Source organism: Citrobacter sp. Igbk 16 (assembly GCF_028069755.1).
Classification (GTDB): Bacteria; Pseudomonadota; Gammaproteobacteria; order Enterobacterales; family Enterobacteriaceae; genus Citrobacter.
In genome coordinates, this window is sequence record NZ_JANEWJ010000001.1 from 227,709 (window position 1) to 243,142 (window position 15,434).

Genomic DNA, 15,434 nt, shown 5'->3' on the forward strand with positions numbered 1-15,434 from the left:
ATTAACGATAAATATTGCGTTTTTCTGCCGACGCACACGTTTGCGTATCATATCAGAAAAAAAGGGCTGGAGTTATCCAGCCCTTTATTTTTACTTACTGAACGCTGCCTGGAAGACGGCGACCAGCGCGTCGTTCTGGCTTTGCGTCAGGGTATGTCCCTTCGGATCGATAAACTGCAAACTACTGCGGTTGTCTAAATCACCGACCTGCAGTTTGTAGTCGCCGGATACCAGACCCGGATCGCTTGCGCCCAGCTCCTGCCAGTTACTGTCTGGCAGTGGTTTGTAAGTCACCGCGATGCTGCCCTGAGAACGGGTGCTATCGGTCACTTTCATGCCCACTTTTTCCAGCGCTGCCGGCAGACGCTGCCACACCACGTTGAACGGCCCACGTACCACCAGCATCGGTAAACCGGTGTCATCAGCCGCACTCTGAACGTCCATCGTCGCGGCAGAACGATTCTGCGCGGCATTCGCAGCGTCAGTGGCGTTCTTATCCAGACCCGCAGAGATAACGTTCATCATCTCAGCGCTATAGCGCTGCATGGATGCCGGATCGGCTACCGGTTTACCCGCCTGCTCGAGGTTAATCAATTTCACCGTCACCGCCTGCTGATAGCCCTGCGGTTTAACCGAGATTTGATAACGTCCACGGTACTGTTCGTCTTCATCCAGACGGTTCCAGTCAACCCAATCGGTGGTCAGCGTCTGGCTGGCATCATCACGTTTCGCGATGGTGTAGTTTTTAGACTGAACAACGCTCACGACCTGCGGCCACAGCGTGTTGCCACGACCATTTTCCACCAACAATGTCGCTGTATCGCCCGCGATCTGAGTGCGGGCACCAGTGACTAATGCTAACGGCTGAGCCGGTGGGCGAATGTCCAGCGCTTTACCCACGGCACCGCTGCCGTTGGTTACCGGGATGTTATAATCGCCGGTCATCACCGGCAGAATCATCCCAGCTGGCGCGTGAAGCTCAGCAAGCGGTGCGGCCTCCAGATAGGATTCATCACCGCTCACCTGGCGCTTATAGCGCGAGTCAGAACTACAGGCCGCGAGCAACATAACAAGCGAAACACCCGCAACCTTGGCCAGGCGCGACTTTTGTACTGAGTAAGCCATCAAATCTCCCTAAACTTTACAGCAAACCGGCATGCTTAAGCGCCGCTTTGACGATATCACGAGCATTGTCCGTAATTGGCGTCATCGGCAAACGTAGCGTATCGGTCGCCACAAGTCCCAACTCCTTACATGCCCATTTCACTGGGATAGGATTGGGTTCGACAAATAGTTTGTTGTGTAACGGCATCAGACGTTGGTTGATCACCCGCGCCTCGGCAAAATGCCCTTCTGCCGCCAGTTTGCACATTTCGGCCATATCGCGTGCCGCAACGTTAGCCGTTACGGAAATCACGCCATGACCACCAAGCTGCATGAAGTCCAGTCCGGTCGCATCATCACCGCTAAGCAGAATAAAATCGTCTGAAACCAGCTCTTTGATCTGGTGAACACGACTTAAGTTCCCTGTGGCCTCTTTGATAGCGACAATATTTTTTACCTTCGCCAGGCGACCAACGGTTTCCGGCAGCATATCGCAGCCAGTACGGGACGGCACATTATACAGAATTTGCGGCAGGTCAGTATGTTCCGCGATGGCTTTGAAATGCTGGAACAAACCTTCCTGAGTTGGGCGGTTGTAATAAGGCGTCACCGTCAGGCAGCCGACAACACCGCTGTCGTTAAAACGCTGCGTCAGACTAATGCCTTCTGCGGTCGCATTGGCGCCGGTTCCGGCAATAACCGGAATACGCCCATCGGCCAGCTCCAGCGTCATCATTACCACATCGCCATGTTCATCATGACTCAGGGTAGCGGACTCACCGGTGGTGCCAACCGAAACGATCGCCGAGGTGCCGCTGGCGACATGATAATCAATCAGTTTTTTCAGGCTCGACCGGCAGACTTTACCTTTCTCATCCATCGGCGTAATAAGCGCGACAATACTTCCCGTGAACATGGGCCATCCTCTGTGCAAACAAGTGTCTCAATGGTACGTTTGGTACGACAATAAAAGCAAGCGACCATAGCCCTTCTGATTGTTGTATGCATGTTTTTTTTATGCTTTCCTTATGATTACCTCACCGCTCAAAGGAAGAACAGGTTTGACATCGTCATCGCAACACTATCTGGTCATTACTGCGCTGGGTGCTGACCGCCCGGGAATTGTGAACACTATCACCCGTCATGTCAGCAGTTGTGGCTGTAATATCGAAGACAGCCGACTGGCCATGCTGGGTGACGAGTTTACGTTTATCATGTTGTTATCCGGAACCTGGAATGCCATCACCCTGATTGAATCAACCCTGCCTTTGAAAGGCGCAGAGCTGGATTTATTGATTGTGATGAAGCGTACGACGGCTCGCCCCCGCCCGGCGATGCCCGCCACGGTATGGGTGCAGGTCGATGTCCCCGACTCTCCTCATTTGATTGAGCGCTTTACCGCCCTTTTTGACAGCCACCAAATGAATATTGCGGAACTGGTTTCGCGCACACAGCCGGCAGAAAACGGCAAGGCTGCACAATTGTTTATTCAAATTACCGCACATAGTCCTGCGTCACATGATTCGGCAAATATTGAGGATGCGTTTAAAGCACTCTGTACAGAACTCAATGCGCAAGGCAGTATTAACGTCGTCAATTACTCACAGCATGATGAACAGGATGGAGTTAAGTAATGAACCCACTGAAAGCCGGTGATATTGCACCGAAATTTAGCTTGCCGGATCAAGACGGAGAACAAGTAAATTTAACCGACTTCCAGGGACAGCGTGTTCTGGTTTATTTCTACCCGAAAGCCATGACGCCCGGCTGTACCGTACAGGCCTGTGGCTTGCGCGATAACATGGATCAGTTAAAAAAAGCCGGTGTTGAGGTGCTGGGAATAAGCACCGATAAACCAGAAAAGCTTTCCCGATTTGCGGAGAAAGAAGTGCTTAACTTCACGCTCCTGTCTGATGAAGATCATCAGGTTTGCGAGCAGTTTGGCGTCTGGGGTGAAAAGTCATTTATGGGTAAGACCTACGATGGCATCCACCGCATCAGCTTCCTGATTGATGCCGAAGGCAAAATTGAACATGTGTTTGATGATTTCAAAACCAGCAATCACCACGACATCGTGCTGAACTGGGTTCTGGAAAACGCCTAACCGTGAAATGCCGGATGACGGTGTGAACGCCTTATCCGGCCTACAAATGCACGCACGTAGGCCGGATAAGACGCTTTAGCGTCGCTATCCGGCAGATAACCGCCCGGTTACTCAAACGTCCCTTTAACGCACGCCTTTTTCTCTTTCACCACGGCTTTCCCCTTCGCCCACAGGTCATTCACTTCCAGCGCGTCGTTCAGCACCAGAATATCAGCATCGCATCCCACCGTCAGACGGCCTTTATGCGCAAGCCCAAGAAACTCCGCGACTGTGCGTGTAAGCGGGCAAAGTGCCTGTTCCAGCGGTATCGCATGAATCTGCACCAGTTGACGCACCGTTTCCGCCAGTGATTCAAATCCTGCGACGCCAATCCCTGTCAGATTACCGGACGCATCAAATTCCGGTTGGCTACCGTTGCCATCCGAGCTCAGGGTAATACGCGATAACGGCACTTCGTGGCGCAACGCTGTAGCAATCGCCGTGGCCGGATCAACAGGCTCATCAATACTGCTGGTGATATCGATATAGCCCCCTTTCCGGGCATAGTCTAACGCCGCATGGAACAACGGTTCCGCGCGATTAACATGCGTTGGCAACAGTTTGGTCATCGGTACATCGCAACATGCCAGAATTTCATACAGCGGTTCCAGCATGCGCGGACTGTCCCCCATATGAAATACGCTAATCCCGGGTTTTTGCCCTAATAACCCACCAACACGCGACTGCGCCGCCATGTTCGCCAGCGCCGTTGCATTTGGGGCAGAGGAGCGATGATCCGAAACTGCGCATTTCACGCCAATCACTTTGTCAATTAGCGCGACATCGCGGTCAATACTGCCGGTTATCGTAGGTGAAGGTAGAGAATATGCCCCAGTGAGCATCCAGGCGCTGATCCCCTCAAATTCCAGCGCACGGGTTTTCGCCAGCAACGACTCAGGATGACGGGTAATACCGTCCGTTCCCAACAATCCCACGACGGAAGTGATACCGGCTTCAACCAGTCGTGACAGACGTACTTCCGGCGTGCGGGTGTGCGGTCCCGCTTCCCCACCACCGCCAATCAGATGGACGTGTTGGTCGATAAAGCCGGGACAAACAATTGCCCCTTCAAGATTGATGCACTCACAACCGGGAAAATCTTCTGCCGCAATAGACGGGGCGATGGCGACAATTTTTCCGCCAGAAACCAGAATATCCTGTTGGCCTAAATCTTCAGGTGCGTATACGTGTCCATGCTGGAACAACGTCAAATTAAGAATGGAACAGTTCATAACCTTCCTTGTCAGGCAATAACCTGCATAACCCAAATAGAGAGCAGCGCATTAATCACGCAGACTGCAATAATCAGCGGGTAGTAGCGAGGATGGACTCCCGCCGTTCCCAGACAACGTCCAACATTTTGTACCGGATTCCCCATCAGGTAGATAGCCGGTAGCAATACCGTAGCATCATGTCCTGAAAGCGTACCTGCGACAACCAGGCTTGCACAAACGCCGACGCCACCGCCCATACTCATCACCGCCGCCAGCAGCACGGTGGCAGACTCCCCCGGCAGTCCCCACAACGCCATGATCGGTTCACATACCCTGCCTACGATGTCGAGTAACCCCGTCACCTTCAGCGCCTGAATAATCACAAACGCCATCACCACGTTAGGTAGCAAGCTGGTCGTGGCAATGGTAAACCCGCGTCGTGCGCCATCGATAAACATATCCATGACATTTTTACGTACGTGTGTTGTCATCATCTCAGCCCTCCTGCTGCATACGGCGATTTTCAAGCTGTGCGATCCACAACCGCAACAGGTTCGCCCCTACAAACTTGAAGACAAGGATCACCGCCAGCGGCGTGATTACCGGTACAGTGACCATCGTAAACAGGGCTGCGCCTGACGAAAAATAGTTAGTGATGCACGCGCTACCGCTGGTTTGCCAACAAGCAAAGATGGCGCGTTCCTGCTCGGTAATGATCCCCGCTTCGGCCATTTCCTTAGTCATCCCGGCCGCCGCATCGGTATTTTGCAAATTCGCGATCAGCGCCAACGAGCATACACCCGGGATACCGAGTAAAGGTCGTAGAACAGGCGTCATTAGCTGTTGTGCCGCGCGCAGCCCTCCAAGCCCTTCGGTTACGGAAATAATCCCGAGAGAAAGAATGACGGAAGGAGCCAATTCAAGTGCGAATAAAAAACCATCTTTTGCCCCCATACCGCCCGTACCGCGAAAAGAGACCGCCGTTTCGCCAGCCGTATTAATTTGCCCAAACGCACCGTTGAGGAGGGTGAAATCAAACACCCGCCACCATTCGGTACTTTTCGCAAACATGCCGGAAAAAAGGACAATTGTGATAAAAAAAGCGAGATAGCCGCCCCATCCCACTTTTTGCTGCGTGTGTGTGTTGTGACCCATTTAACTCTCCTGTTGGTCTTATTCCTTACGTGACGAAAAAAACATCACGAAGGCCAAGTTAAAGACAAACGCGGAGAAAAACGATACCGGAGGAAATTATTCAGAAAGTGTGGATAGAGGTCAGACAAGTTCAGCTCCGGCGGCATTGCGCCGTCGGAGCTGACGGATTAGCGATCGTCAACCGTCTGACCATCCGGCCAGGCATGCACCACGGCTTTGATTAGCGTCGCCAGCGGAATGGCAAAGAATACACCCCAGAATCCCCACAGACCGCCGAAAATAACTACCGACAGAATAATCACCAATGGATGCAGGTTTACGGCTTCGGAGAAGAGGACGGGAACCAGCAGATTGCCGTCCAGCGCCTGGATTATCAGGTACACGGCGAAACAGCTCCAGAACTCCGTTCCGAGTCCGAACTGAAACAACGCCACACCAACGACCGGAATAGTCACCACAAACGCGCCGATGTACGGGATTAGCACAGAGAACCCCACCAGCACTGCCAACAGCAGAGAGTAGTTAAGACCAAACATCAGGAAGCCCAGCCAGGTTGCAACACCGACCACCACCATCTCCAGTACTTTACCGCGGATATAGTTGGTGATTTGCTGGTTCATCTCTTTCCAGACCTGTCCTGCCAGTCCACGATTTCGCGGCAGCACCCGGCGCACAGCATTCAACATCTGGCTTTTATCCTTCACCAAAAAGAACACCATCAATGGGACAAGCACCAGATACACCGCCAGTGTCAACAGCCCAACCAGAGAAGCCAGCGAATATTTCACCACTGAATCGCCCATGGTGAGCATCCGGGAACGCATATTCTCGGCCATCGCATCAATGATGCCCGCATCCATAAGCGCCGGATAACGTCGCGGTAAGGTGGCGGCAAAGTCAGACAACTTGTTGAGCATGCCAGGCATATCGCGGATCAAATAGATGCCTTGCTGCCATGCGACAGGCATTACCACAAACGCCATCAGCAGCAAAATTCCGACAAACACCACCAGCACAATTGACGTCGCCCAGCGCCGCGAGCAACCGATATTTTCCAGCCGGGCGGTAGGCCATTCCAGCAGATAAGCCAGCACAATCGCGACCAGCAGCGGCGCTAACAGACCGCTAAAGAAGAACAGGATGCCAAAACCGGCAACCAGAATAATCAGCAAAGCAATAGCCTCTGGGTCGCTAAAGCGGCGGCGATACCATTGCGTCAACATTTCGAGCATAAAACCTTCCCTGAACCTCAATAGCGGGATTGCGATCCCGAATTGTATCGAAATGTCACAAAAAAGACTTCGCTTTTTATGACTGATTACGCAAAGTGAAAAGACATTTTTCCTGGGTGTTCATCGTCAGGTTTCGCAGTTACACTCGCTAAGCTTGCAGAGTGTGAACGATACTTCGCGGCATTGGTCAAATGGCTATCTCAAAAAAGAATACAGGACAGAGGTTATGTTCAGGCAGTTGAAAAAAAACCTGGTTGCTACCCTCATTGCTGCACTGACCGTCGGTCAGGTCGCGCCCGCATTTGCTGACACTGCGGATACCCTACCTGATATGGGAACCTCGGCAGGGAGTACGCTTTCTATTGGACAAGAAATGCAGATGGGCGATTATTACGTTCGCCAACTGCGCGGTAGTGCGCCGTTAATTAACGATCCGCTGCTCACCCAATATATTAATGCTCTGGGGATGCGCCTGGTTTCGCATGCAGACTCCGTAAAAACACCCTTCACTTTCTTTTTAATTAACAACGATGAAATAAACGCCTTCGCTTTTTTTGGCGGCAACGTGGTATTGCACTCAGCACTGTTCCGCTATTCCGATAACGAAAGCCAACTGGCGTCGGTAATGGCGCACGAAATTTCTCACGTCACGCAGCGCCACCTGGCGCGAGCGATGGAAGATCAGAAACGTAGCGCACCGCTGACATGGGTCGGCGCATTAGGTTCGATTTTATTAGCGATGGCCAGCCCGCAGGCAGGTATGGCGGCGCTAACCGGTACGCTGGCGGGTACTCGCCAGGGGATGATTAGCTTTACTCAGCAGAACGAACAGGAAGCAGACCGCATCGGTATTCAGGTGCTGCAACGTTCAGGATTCGATCCCCAGGCCATGCCAACATTCCTGGAGAAACTGCTCGATCAGGCCCGTTACTCTACACGTCCCCCGGAAATTCTTCTGACTCACCCCCTGCCAGAAAGCCGTCTGGCAGATGCGCGTAACCGCGCCAACCAGATGCGCCCGGTCGTCGTGCAATCTTCAGAAGATTTCTATTTGGCCAAAGCGCGAACCCTGGGCATGTACAATTCAGGCCGCAATCAGTTAACCAGCGATCTACTGGATAGCTGGTCGAAAGGCAACGTGCGTGAACAGCGCGCTGCGCAGTACGGTCGGGCGCTGCAAGCGATGGAAGCCAGTAAATACGACGACGCACGTAAAGCGCTTCAGCCGCTGCTCGCGGCAGATCCGAATAATGCATGGTATCTCGACCTGGCAACAGACATCGATCTCGGTCAGAAGAAAACCAGCGATGCCATTAATCGCCTGAAAAACGCTCGCGACCTGCGCGTGAATCCCGTATTGCAACTCAACCTGGCAAATGCGTATTTGCAGGGGGGACAAGCTAAAGAGGCTGCCACCATCCTGAATCGCTATACGTTTAACCATAAAGATGACACTAACGGCTGGGATCTGTTGGCGCAAACGGAAGCGAACCTGAATAACCGCGATCAGGAGCTGGCCGCGCGTGCTGAAGGGTATGCGCTGGCGGGCCGTCTTGATCAGGCGATCTCGATGCTCAGCAATGCCAGTGCTCAGGTGAAACTCGGCAGCCAGCAGCAGGCCAGATACGATGCCCGTATCGACCAGCTGCGCCAACTGCAAGAGCGCTTTAAACCGTACTCGAAGATGTAACCATTGAATACTTGCCGGATGGCGGCGCTGTTGCGTCTTATCCGGCCTGCGGCAGGCACATTTGGTCGGCCGAATCGTCATGCAAGGAGAAGTCATGTCAGACGCGATTAAAATTTACCATAACCCACGCTGCTCAAAGAGCCGTGAAACGCTGGAATTGCTAAAGTCTAACGGTGTAGAGCCAGAAGTCGTGCTCTATCTGGAAACCCCGGCTGATGCAGCGACACTGCGTGAATTGCTAAAGATGCTGAGAATGTCCAGCGCGCGTGAACTGATGCGTCAGAAAGAAGATCTCTACAAATCGCTCAACCTGGCGGACAGCAGTTTGAGTGAAGATGCGCTGATTCAGGCGATGGTCGAAAACCCGAAGCTGATGGAGCGCCCGATTGTGGTAGCGAAAGGTCAGGCCCGGATTGGTCGCCCACCTGAGCAAGTGCTGGAAATCGTCGGCTAATCTTAAGACTGCCGCAGTTTTTCGGCTGCGGCACTACAGCTTCAAAATTTCTTTTACGAAGGGAATCGTCAGCTTGCGCTGAGCGGTGATCGAAGCATGGTCCAGTTGATCCAGCGTCATAAACAGCGTACGCATTTCTCGATCCAGACGCTTAAGCAGAAAACGTCCTACATCTTCAGGCAGTTCGAACCCACGTAATCTGGCACGTAATTGCAAAGCCTGTAGCTTGTCTTCATCGGAAAGCGGCTGAAGCTTGTAGATTTGCCCCCAGTCCAGACGTGAGGCGAGATCCGGCAGCCCCAGGTTCAGCTGTCTCGGCGGGCGATCGCCGGTGATCAGCAGGCGGGTTTTCCCTGATTCCAGGATACGGTTGTAAAGATCAAAGATCGCCATTTCCCAAAGAGAATCGCCGGCGACACACTCGATATTATCGATGCATACCAGCGACAGATGCTCCATTCCGTCAAGCACCTCAGGTACGAACCAGGTTCGTTTATCGAGCGGCACATACCCTACCGCATCACCGCGTGCAGACAGTTCTGCACAGGCTGCATGCAGCAAATGACTACGGCCTGCGCCTTCACGCGACCAAAGATAAATGTACCCGCTATGTTCCTGACGCAGCACGTTTTGCAGTGCAGCCAGTAAAGAGGAGTTATCCCCCGGCCAGAAACTTGCGAAGGTTTCATCGTCAGGAAGATAAAGTGGCAGAGAGAGCTGTGCCGGTGTGTTCAGAGATACCTCAACCCAGGATTTCATAAAATCGAGATGAGTTTAACACAGAAATACGTCGTGATAGAACCGGGCAGCAGTGCTGCCCGGTCAGAGACTTACTGTTGCGGGCTATCCGCATCCTTAGCATCAAGGACGACTTCTTCCGGACGCAGCAGACTGATGACTTTGAAAATCAGGCTCAGGCAAACGCCGACGATGGTCGCCAGCGCCATACCTTTCAGTTCCGCAGCACCAATGTGAACCTTCGCGCCACTTACGCCGATGATCAAAATAACAGACGTCAGAATCAGGTTTTGCGCCTTGTTATAATCGACTTTTGATTCGATTAACACGCGAATACCGGAAGCGCCGATGACGCCGTACAGCAGCAACGATACACCGCCCATGACCGGCAGCGGGATAATCTGGATTGCCGCCGCCAGTTTACCCACACAGGAGAGCAGAATGGCGAAAATCGCCGCACCGCCGATAACCCAGGTACTGTATACGCGAGTAATCGCCATAACACCGATATTTTCACCGTAGGTAGTATTAGGCGTCGAACCAAAGAAGCCGGAGATCACCGTCGACAGGCCGTTGGCAAACATCGAGCGGTGCAGGCCAGGGTCACGAATCAGATCTTTTTTCACAATGTTGGCCGTGACGACCAGGTGGCCTACGTGCTCGGCGATAACGACTAATGCCGCAGGCAGGATGGTCAGAATCGCAACCCACTCAAAGCGCGGTGTGTAGAACGTTGGCAGAGCAAACCAGTGCGCTTGCGCAATGGGTGTGGTGTCCACAACGCCCATCACAAAGGAAAGCGCGTAACCGGCCAGTACACCAATCAAAATCGGGATAATCGCCATAAAACCGCGGAACAGCACAGAGCCAAATACCGTTACGGCCAGCGTCACCATTGAGATGATGATGGTTTTCGAGTCTGGTAATTGCCCTTCAGCAGGCAACAATCCCGCCATGCCCGCAGCAACACCCGCCAGCTCCAGACCGATGACGGCAACGATTGCGCCCATCGCAGCAGGCGGGAACATCACATCCAGCCAGCCGGTGCCAGCTTTCTTCACGATGAAAGAAACCAGGCAGAACAGAACGCCGCACATAATAAAACCGCCCAGCGCCACTTCATACCCTAACGGCAGCAGCAACAGTACCGGGGAGATAAACGCAAAGCTGGAACCCAGATAGGCTGGAATTTTACCTTTACAAATGAAGAGATACAGCAACGTACCAATGCCGTTAAACAGCAGGACGGTAGCCGGGTTGATATGAAACAGGACTGGCACCAGTACCGTTGCACCAAACATGGCGAACAGGTGCTGCAAACTAAGCGGGATTGTCTGTAAAAGCGGCGGTCTTTCACTCACCCCGATAGCACGGCGCGTCATAGTGTTTTCCTCTGAGTATTGTGTGTTAGTAGCGATTGGGTTGTTTTATTCAAAAAAAAGCCGACTCTTAAAGTCGGCTTCTTTTTATTTATTCATTTACTTGGTACCAAAAATCTTATCGCCAGCATCGCCGAGTCCCGGAATAATGTATCCATGCTCGTTCAGCCCCTGGTCGATAGATGCGGTGTACAGCTCAACATCCGGGTGTGCTTTTTCCAGTGCTGCGATACCTTCTGGTGCCGCAACCAGGACCAGTACTTTAATGCTGGTGCAGCCTGCATTCTTCAGCAGGTCGATGGTCGCGATAACGGAACCACCGGTTGCCAGCATCGGGTCAACGATCAGCGCCATGCGCTCATCAATATTAGATACCAGCTTCTGGAAGTATGGAACCGGCTCCAGCGTTTCTTCGTTGCGGTACATCCCCACCACGCTGATACGCGCGCTCGGAACGTTCTCCAGTACGCCTTCCATCATACCCAGTCCCGCACGCAGGATGGGGACTACGGTGATTTTTTTGCCTTTGATTTGGTCTACTTCAACCGGGCCGTTCCAACCTTCAATGGTCACCTTTTCGGTTTCCAGACCTGCAGTTGCTTCATAAGTCAGCAGACTGCCAACTTCCGAGGCGAGTTCACGAAAGCGTTTAGTGCTGATGTCGTTTTCACGCATCAGTCCCAGCTTGTGTTTGACGAGTGGGTGTTTGACTTCCACGATCTTCATACTCTTCTCCTTTCCTCAGACGAGTGGCAACCACAAAAAAAATCGCCGGATTATACCGCTTTTCGTCTCTGGCGCAACACTGGATACGCTTGATATGGATCAACCAAAGTCATTTGCGTCTGGAAGATGAGTATAAAACAAGCCCCGCAATATGGGCGGGGCTTAATATCAATGCACTGAATTTTATAGAAATTCAGCGTTGCTCCGGATGACATTTTGATACCATGAAAAAGATTTCTTAGGAGAGCGTGCTAATGTCCCACTCCCGTCATTATTTTTGTCGACATAAATAAATCCGTAGCGTTTTTTCATTTCGCCGGTTCCCGCTGACACTAAATCAATACAGCCCCATGGCGTGTAGCCCATAAGATCCACACCATCTTCCACCACCGCTTTTTTCATCTCACGAATATGGGCTGCCAGGTAGTCAATGCGGTACTGATCGTTTACCGTGCCGTCACTTTCCTGTACGTCAATCGCACCAAACCCGTTTTCAACAATAAACAGCGGAAGCTGATAATGATCCCAGAACCAGTTCAGCGAATAGCGCAGACCAACCGGATCAATCTGCCAGCCCCAGTCTGATTTCTGCACATACGGATTGGGCACCAGACTTTTCGATTCGTCGTAATCCAACTGCGGGTTATCTGCCGTTGCCTGCGTCGCGAAGGACATATAGTAGCTAAAGCCGATATAGTCGACGCAGCCCTGAGCCAGTATTCGTCGGTCTTCTTCGGTAATATCGAGTTTGAAGCCGCGGCGCGCAAAGTAGTTCAACAGATGCTGCGGATACTTGCCCCGAGCGTGAACGTCGGTAAACCAATATCGACGGTGCATCGCGTTCATCGCCATCATTATATCGTCTGGCGCACAGGTCAGTGGGTAAACAGGACACATAGCGATCATGCACCCAACTTGCAATGCCGGGTTGATTTCGCGTGCAACCTTTACTGCCAGCGCACTCGCCACCAGTTCATAGTGCGCCGCCTGGTACATGACCGGTTCGCGGTCTTCACCCGGCTGATACTTAAGGCCGGAGTTGGTAAACGGAGCGAAATCTTCGTGGAAGTTAGCCTGGTTGTTGATTTCATTGAACGTCATCCAGTACTTCACTTTATGCTGGTAGCGAGTGAAAACCACCCCGGCAAAACGGACAAAGAAATCGATCAGCTTACGATTGCGCCAGCCACCGTATTCCGTCACCAGGTGATAAGGCATCTCGAAATGCGACAGTGTAATCACCGGTTCAATCCCATACTTCAGGCATTCATCAAAGAGATCGTCGTAGAATTGCAATCCGGCTTCATTGGGCAGGGCTTCATCGCCTTGCGGGAAAATACGCGTCCATGCAATAGAGGTACGAAAGCACTTAAAGCCCATTTCAGCAAACAGCTTAATATCATCCTGATAGCGATGATAAAAATCGATGGCCTCGTGGTTAGGGTAATTTTTACCTGCAATCACGCCGTCGGTAATTTCACGCGCTACCCCATGAGCCCCAGCCGTCATCACATCGGCAACGCTAATCCCTTTACCGCCCTCCTGCCAGCCGCCTTCCAGTTGATGAGCGGCCACAGCACCGCCCCACATAAAATCTGCTTTAAACCCAGGCATACGTTTCCCCTATCATGATTGCACTGTTCAAACGCACCTGATGTGGTACGTAACAGAAAACAGAAACCGGTTTCAGTACGATACTGTGCATTCAGCAGGCAGGTTTCAAGCACAAGACTGAACCCGGTTTCATTTTCGTGGCTCAGTTCAAACAAATAGATAAATGACTGTAAAATGCTGAAATACTCAGCAGATAAAAGTCACTGTAAAGCAGGCTCGCAAACGTTTGCTTTCCCTGTTAGAATTGCGCCGAATTTAATTGCTACCGCAAGTTAACGCGTGGGGACCCAAGCAGTGACCGATAAAACCTCTCTTAGCTACAAAGATGCCGGTGTTGATATTGACGCGGGTAATGCTCTGGTTGATCGAATCAAAGGCGTAGTAAAGAAAACTCGTCGCCCGGAAGTAATGGGTGGTCTGGGTGGCTTCGGTGCGCTGTGCGCATTGCCGCAAAAATATCGTGAACCGGTACTGGTTTCCGGCACGGATGGCGTAGGGACAAAACTGCGTCTGGCGATGGATCTGAAACGCCACGATACCATCGGCATTGATCTGGTGGCGATGTGTGTGAACGACCTCGTGGTTCAGGGCGCTGAACCGCTGTTTTTCCTCGACTACTATGCAACGGGTAAACTGGATGTGGACACCGCAGCCAGCGTAATCAACGGCATTGCCGAAGGTTGCCTGCAGTCTGGTTGTGCATTGGTTGGTGGTGAAACGGCTGAAATGCCGGGGATGTACCACGGCGAAGATTACGACGTGGCAGGTTTCTGTGTTGGCGTCGTTGAAAAATCAGAAATTATCGACGGTTCAAAAGTGGCTGATGGCGATGTGCTGATTGCGCTCGGCTCCAGTGGCCCGCACTCTAACGGCTACTCCCTGGTACGTAAAATTGTTGAAGTCAGCGGTTGCGACCCAGAAACCACCGAGCTTGAAGGCAAGCCGCTGGCGGACCATTTACTGGCACCAACACGCATTTATGTGAAATCCATTCTGGAACTGATCGCGAAGGTTGATGTGCATGCTATCGCGCACCTGACCGGCGGTGGTTTCTGGGAAAATATTCCGCGTGTACTGCCAGACAATACTCAGGCCGTCATCGATGAATCCTCATGGCAGTGGCCAGCCGTCTTCAACTGGCTGCAAACTGCGGGTAACGTCAGTCAGCACGAGATGTATCGCACCTTCAACTGTGGGGTCGGCATGGTCATTGCCCTACCGGAATCCGAAGTAGAAAGTGCACTCGCGCTGCTGAAGGCAAAAGGTGAAAACGCCTGGAAAATCGGTATCATCAAAGCGTCTGATTCCGAACAGCGTGTGGTCATTGAATGAAAAACATTGTGGTGCTCATTTCCGGCAACGGAAGCAATTTGCAGGCAATAATCGATGCCTGCAAACAGAAAAAAATCAGTGGCACCCTACGTGCAGTATTCAGCAACAAGGCCGATGCGTTCGGCCTTGTTCGCGCGCGAGAGGAAAATATTCCGGCACATTCCCTGGAAGCAAGCCACTTTGCCAACCGCGAAGCATTCGACCGCCAGCTGATTCAGGAAATTGATGCCTATGCGCCAGATGTCGTCGTGCTGGCCGGCTATATGCGCATCCTCAGCCCGGCGTTTGTCGCTCACTATTCTGAACGACTGCTGAACATCCATCCCTCTTTATTACCCAAGTATCCAGGCCTACATACCCATCGTCAGGTGCTGGAAAATGGGGATGAAGAACACGGAACTTCAGTCCATTTCGTCACCGATGAACTGGACGGCGGACCGGTTATTCTCCAGGCCAAGGTGCCGGTATTTGCAGGTGATAGCGAGGATGATATTACTGCCCGGGTTCAGGCGCAGGAACATGCGATTTATCCGCTGGTCGTCAGCTGGTTTACCGACGGTCGCCTGAAGATGCGCGATAACGCCGCATGGCTGGACGGCGTTCGCCTCTCACCACAGGGTTATGCCGCAGACGAATAATCGGCTCATCAATCT

Annotated in this window: 16 protein-coding genes; 6 read left to right on the forward strand and 10 right to left on the reverse strand. The window is 52.2% G+C overall.

All coding sequences use genetic code 11. The features are described from left to right. Positions 1-90: 90 nt before the first annotated feature. Entirely contained in the window at positions 91-1,125 is a 1,035-nt protein-coding gene (gene bamC / locus NNO03_RS01090) for an outer membrane protein assembly factor BamC (protein WP_271448594.1), read from the reverse strand. Positions 1,126-1,141: 16 nt separating this feature from the next. Continuing rightward, positions 1,142-2,020: a 4-hydroxy-tetrahydrodipicolinate synthase gene (gene dapA / locus NNO03_RS01095; protein WP_005121885.1), complete on the reverse strand. Its 879-nt coding sequence runs from the start codon at positions 2,018-2,020 to the stop codon at positions 1,142-1,144. Positions 2,021-2,165: 145 nt separating this feature from the next. Between dapA and NNO03_RS01100 the strand changes: the two genes are divergently transcribed. Both NNO03_RS01100 and bcp read left to right on the forward strand, forming a co-directional pair. Further along, positions 2,166-2,738: a glycine cleavage system transcriptional repressor gene (locus tag NNO03_RS01100; RefSeq protein ID WP_003037954.1), complete on the forward strand. Its 573-nt coding sequence runs from the start codon at positions 2,166-2,168 to the stop codon at positions 2,736-2,738. After that, entirely contained in the window at positions 2,738-3,208 is a 471-nt protein-coding gene (gene bcp, locus NNO03_RS01105; RefSeq protein ID WP_137384768.1) for a thioredoxin-dependent thiol peroxidase, read from the forward strand. The genes NNO03_RS01100 and bcp overlap by 1 nt, the downstream gene beginning before the upstream one ends. 107 nt (positions 3,209-3,315) lie before the next feature. Here bcp and iadA read toward each other — a convergent pair whose 3' ends face one another. The 4 genes from iadA to NNO03_RS01125 all read right to left on the reverse strand — a co-directional run bounded on the left by iadA (position 3,316) and on the right by NNO03_RS01125 (position 6,848). Next, positions 3,316-4,479 carry a beta-aspartyl-peptidase gene (gene iadA, locus NNO03_RS01110; protein ID WP_271448595.1) on the reverse strand — a complete coding sequence of 388 codons (1,164 nt, stop codon included), beginning with the start codon at positions 4,477-4,479 and terminating at the stop codon, positions 3,316-3,318. A gap of 11 nt (positions 4,480-4,490) precedes the next feature. Further along, a complete protein-coding gene (locus tag NNO03_RS01115) occupies positions 4,491-4,952 on the reverse strand; it encodes a YjiG family protein (RefSeq protein WP_271440253.1) in 462 nt (153 codons plus the stop codon). 4 nt (positions 4,953-4,956) lie between these two features. Next, the gene (locus tag NNO03_RS01120; RefSeq protein ID WP_271448596.1) at positions 4,957-5,616 is read right to left on the reverse strand and encodes a nucleoside recognition domain-containing protein; all 660 of its coding nucleotides are present in this window, start codon (positions 5,614-5,616) and stop codon (positions 4,957-4,959) included. 167 nt (positions 5,617-5,783) lie between these two features. Continuing rightward, positions 5,784-6,848: an AI-2E family transporter gene (locus tag NNO03_RS01125; RefSeq protein ID WP_005121878.1), complete on the reverse strand. Its 1,065-nt coding sequence runs from the start codon at positions 6,846-6,848 to the stop codon at positions 5,784-5,786. Between the two features lie 226 nt (positions 6,849-7,074). Here NNO03_RS01125 and bepA point away from each other — a divergent pair, with 226 nt between their 5' ends. Together bepA and arsC are read left to right on the forward strand one after the other, a co-directional pair. Continuing rightward, complete coding sequence (gene bepA, locus NNO03_RS01130) at positions 7,075-8,538, forward strand: beta-barrel assembly-enhancing protease (protein ID WP_271440156.1); 1,464 nt, start codon at positions 7,075-7,077, stop codon at positions 8,536-8,538. Between the two features lie 94 nt (positions 8,539-8,632). Further along, entirely contained in the window at positions 8,633-8,992 is a 360-nt protein-coding gene (gene arsC, locus NNO03_RS01135) for an arsenate reductase (glutaredoxin) (protein WP_271448597.1), read from the forward strand. A 33-nt stretch (positions 8,993-9,025) separates the two neighbouring features. Here the strand turns inward: arsC and NNO03_RS01140 are convergent, their stop codons facing one another. From NNO03_RS01140 to NNO03_RS01155, 4 genes are all read right to left on the reverse strand, one after another. Beyond that, on the reverse strand, positions 9,026-9,727 hold the full coding sequence (locus tag NNO03_RS01140) for a DnaA inactivator Hda (RefSeq protein ID WP_211924219.1): 702 nt from the start codon (positions 9,725-9,727) through the stop codon (positions 9,026-9,028). Positions 9,728-9,822: 95 nt separating this feature from the next. Then, positions 9,823-11,112 carry a uracil permease gene (gene uraA, locus NNO03_RS01145; protein WP_003835107.1) on the reverse strand — a complete coding sequence of 430 codons (1,290 nt, stop codon included), beginning with the start codon at positions 11,110-11,112 and terminating at the stop codon, positions 9,823-9,825. 96 nt (positions 11,113-11,208) lie between these two features. Then, the gene (gene upp / locus NNO03_RS01150; protein WP_003835110.1) at positions 11,209-11,835 is read right to left on the reverse strand and encodes a uracil phosphoribosyltransferase; all 627 of its coding nucleotides are present in this window, start codon (positions 11,833-11,835) and stop codon (positions 11,209-11,211) included. 183 nt (positions 11,836-12,018) lie between these two features. Beyond that, positions 12,019-13,449 carry a 6-phospho-beta-glucosidase gene (locus NNO03_RS01155; protein ID WP_271448598.1) on the reverse strand — a complete coding sequence of 477 codons (1,431 nt, stop codon included), beginning with the start codon at positions 13,447-13,449 and terminating at the stop codon, positions 12,019-12,021. Positions 13,450-13,743: 294 nt separating this feature from the next. Here NNO03_RS01155 and purM point away from each other — a divergent pair, with 294 nt between their 5' ends. Continuing rightward, positions 13,744-14,781 carry a phosphoribosylformylglycinamidine cyclo-ligase gene (gene purM / locus NNO03_RS01160; RefSeq protein ID WP_271448599.1) on the forward strand — a complete coding sequence of 346 codons (1,038 nt, stop codon included), beginning with the start codon at positions 13,744-13,746 and terminating at the stop codon, positions 14,779-14,781. Continuing rightward, a complete protein-coding gene (purN, locus tag NNO03_RS01165) occupies positions 14,778-15,419 on the forward strand; it encodes a phosphoribosylglycinamide formyltransferase (RefSeq protein WP_271448600.1) in 642 nt (213 codons plus the stop codon). The genes purM and purN overlap by 4 nt, the downstream gene beginning before the upstream one ends. Positions 15,420-15,434: the final 15 nt, after the last annotated feature.

Coding starts and splice junctions, on each gene's coding strand:
- bamC (WP_271448594.1), bottom strand. CDS start 1,125: ATGGCTTACTCAGTACAAAAGTCGCGCCTGGCCAAGGTTGCGGGTGTT.
- dapA (WP_005121885.1), bottom strand. CDS start 2,020: ATGTTCACGGGAAGTATTGTCGCGCTTATTACGCCGATGGATGAGAAA.
- bcp (WP_137384768.1), top strand. CDS start 2,738: ATGAACCCACTGAAAGCCGGTGATATTGCACCGAAATTTAGCTTGCCG.
- iadA (WP_271448595.1), bottom strand. CDS start 4,479: ATGAACTGTTCCATTCTTAATTTGACGTTGTTCCAGCATGGACACGTA.
- NNO03_RS01115 (WP_271440253.1), bottom strand. CDS start 4,952: ATGACAACACACGTACGTAAAAATGTCATGGATATGTTTATCGATGGC.
- NNO03_RS01120 (WP_271448596.1), bottom strand. CDS start 5,616: ATGGGTCACAACACACACACGCAGCAAAAAGTGGGATGGGGCGGCTAT.
- NNO03_RS01125 (WP_005121878.1), bottom strand. CDS start 6,848: ATGCTCGAAATGTTGACGCAATGGTATCGCCGCCGCTTTAGCGACCCA.
- bepA (WP_271440156.1), top strand. CDS start 7,075: ATGTTCAGGCAGTTGAAAAAAAACCTGGTTGCTACCCTCATTGCTGCA.
- arsC (WP_271448597.1), top strand. CDS start 8,633: ATGTCAGACGCGATTAAAATTTACCATAACCCACGCTGCTCAAAGAGC.
- uraA (WP_003835107.1), bottom strand. CDS start 11,112: ATGACGCGCCGTGCTATCGGGGTGAGTGAAAGACCGCCGCTTTTACAG.
- upp (WP_003835110.1), bottom strand. CDS start 11,835: ATGAAGATCGTGGAAGTCAAACACCCACTCGTCAAACACAAGCTGGGA.
- NNO03_RS01155 (WP_271448598.1), bottom strand. CDS start 13,449: ATGCCTGGGTTTAAAGCAGATTTTATGTGGGGCGGTGCTGTGGCCGCT.
- purN (WP_271448600.1), top strand. CDS start 14,778: ATGAAAAACATTGTGGTGCTCATTTCCGGCAACGGAAGCAATTTGCAG.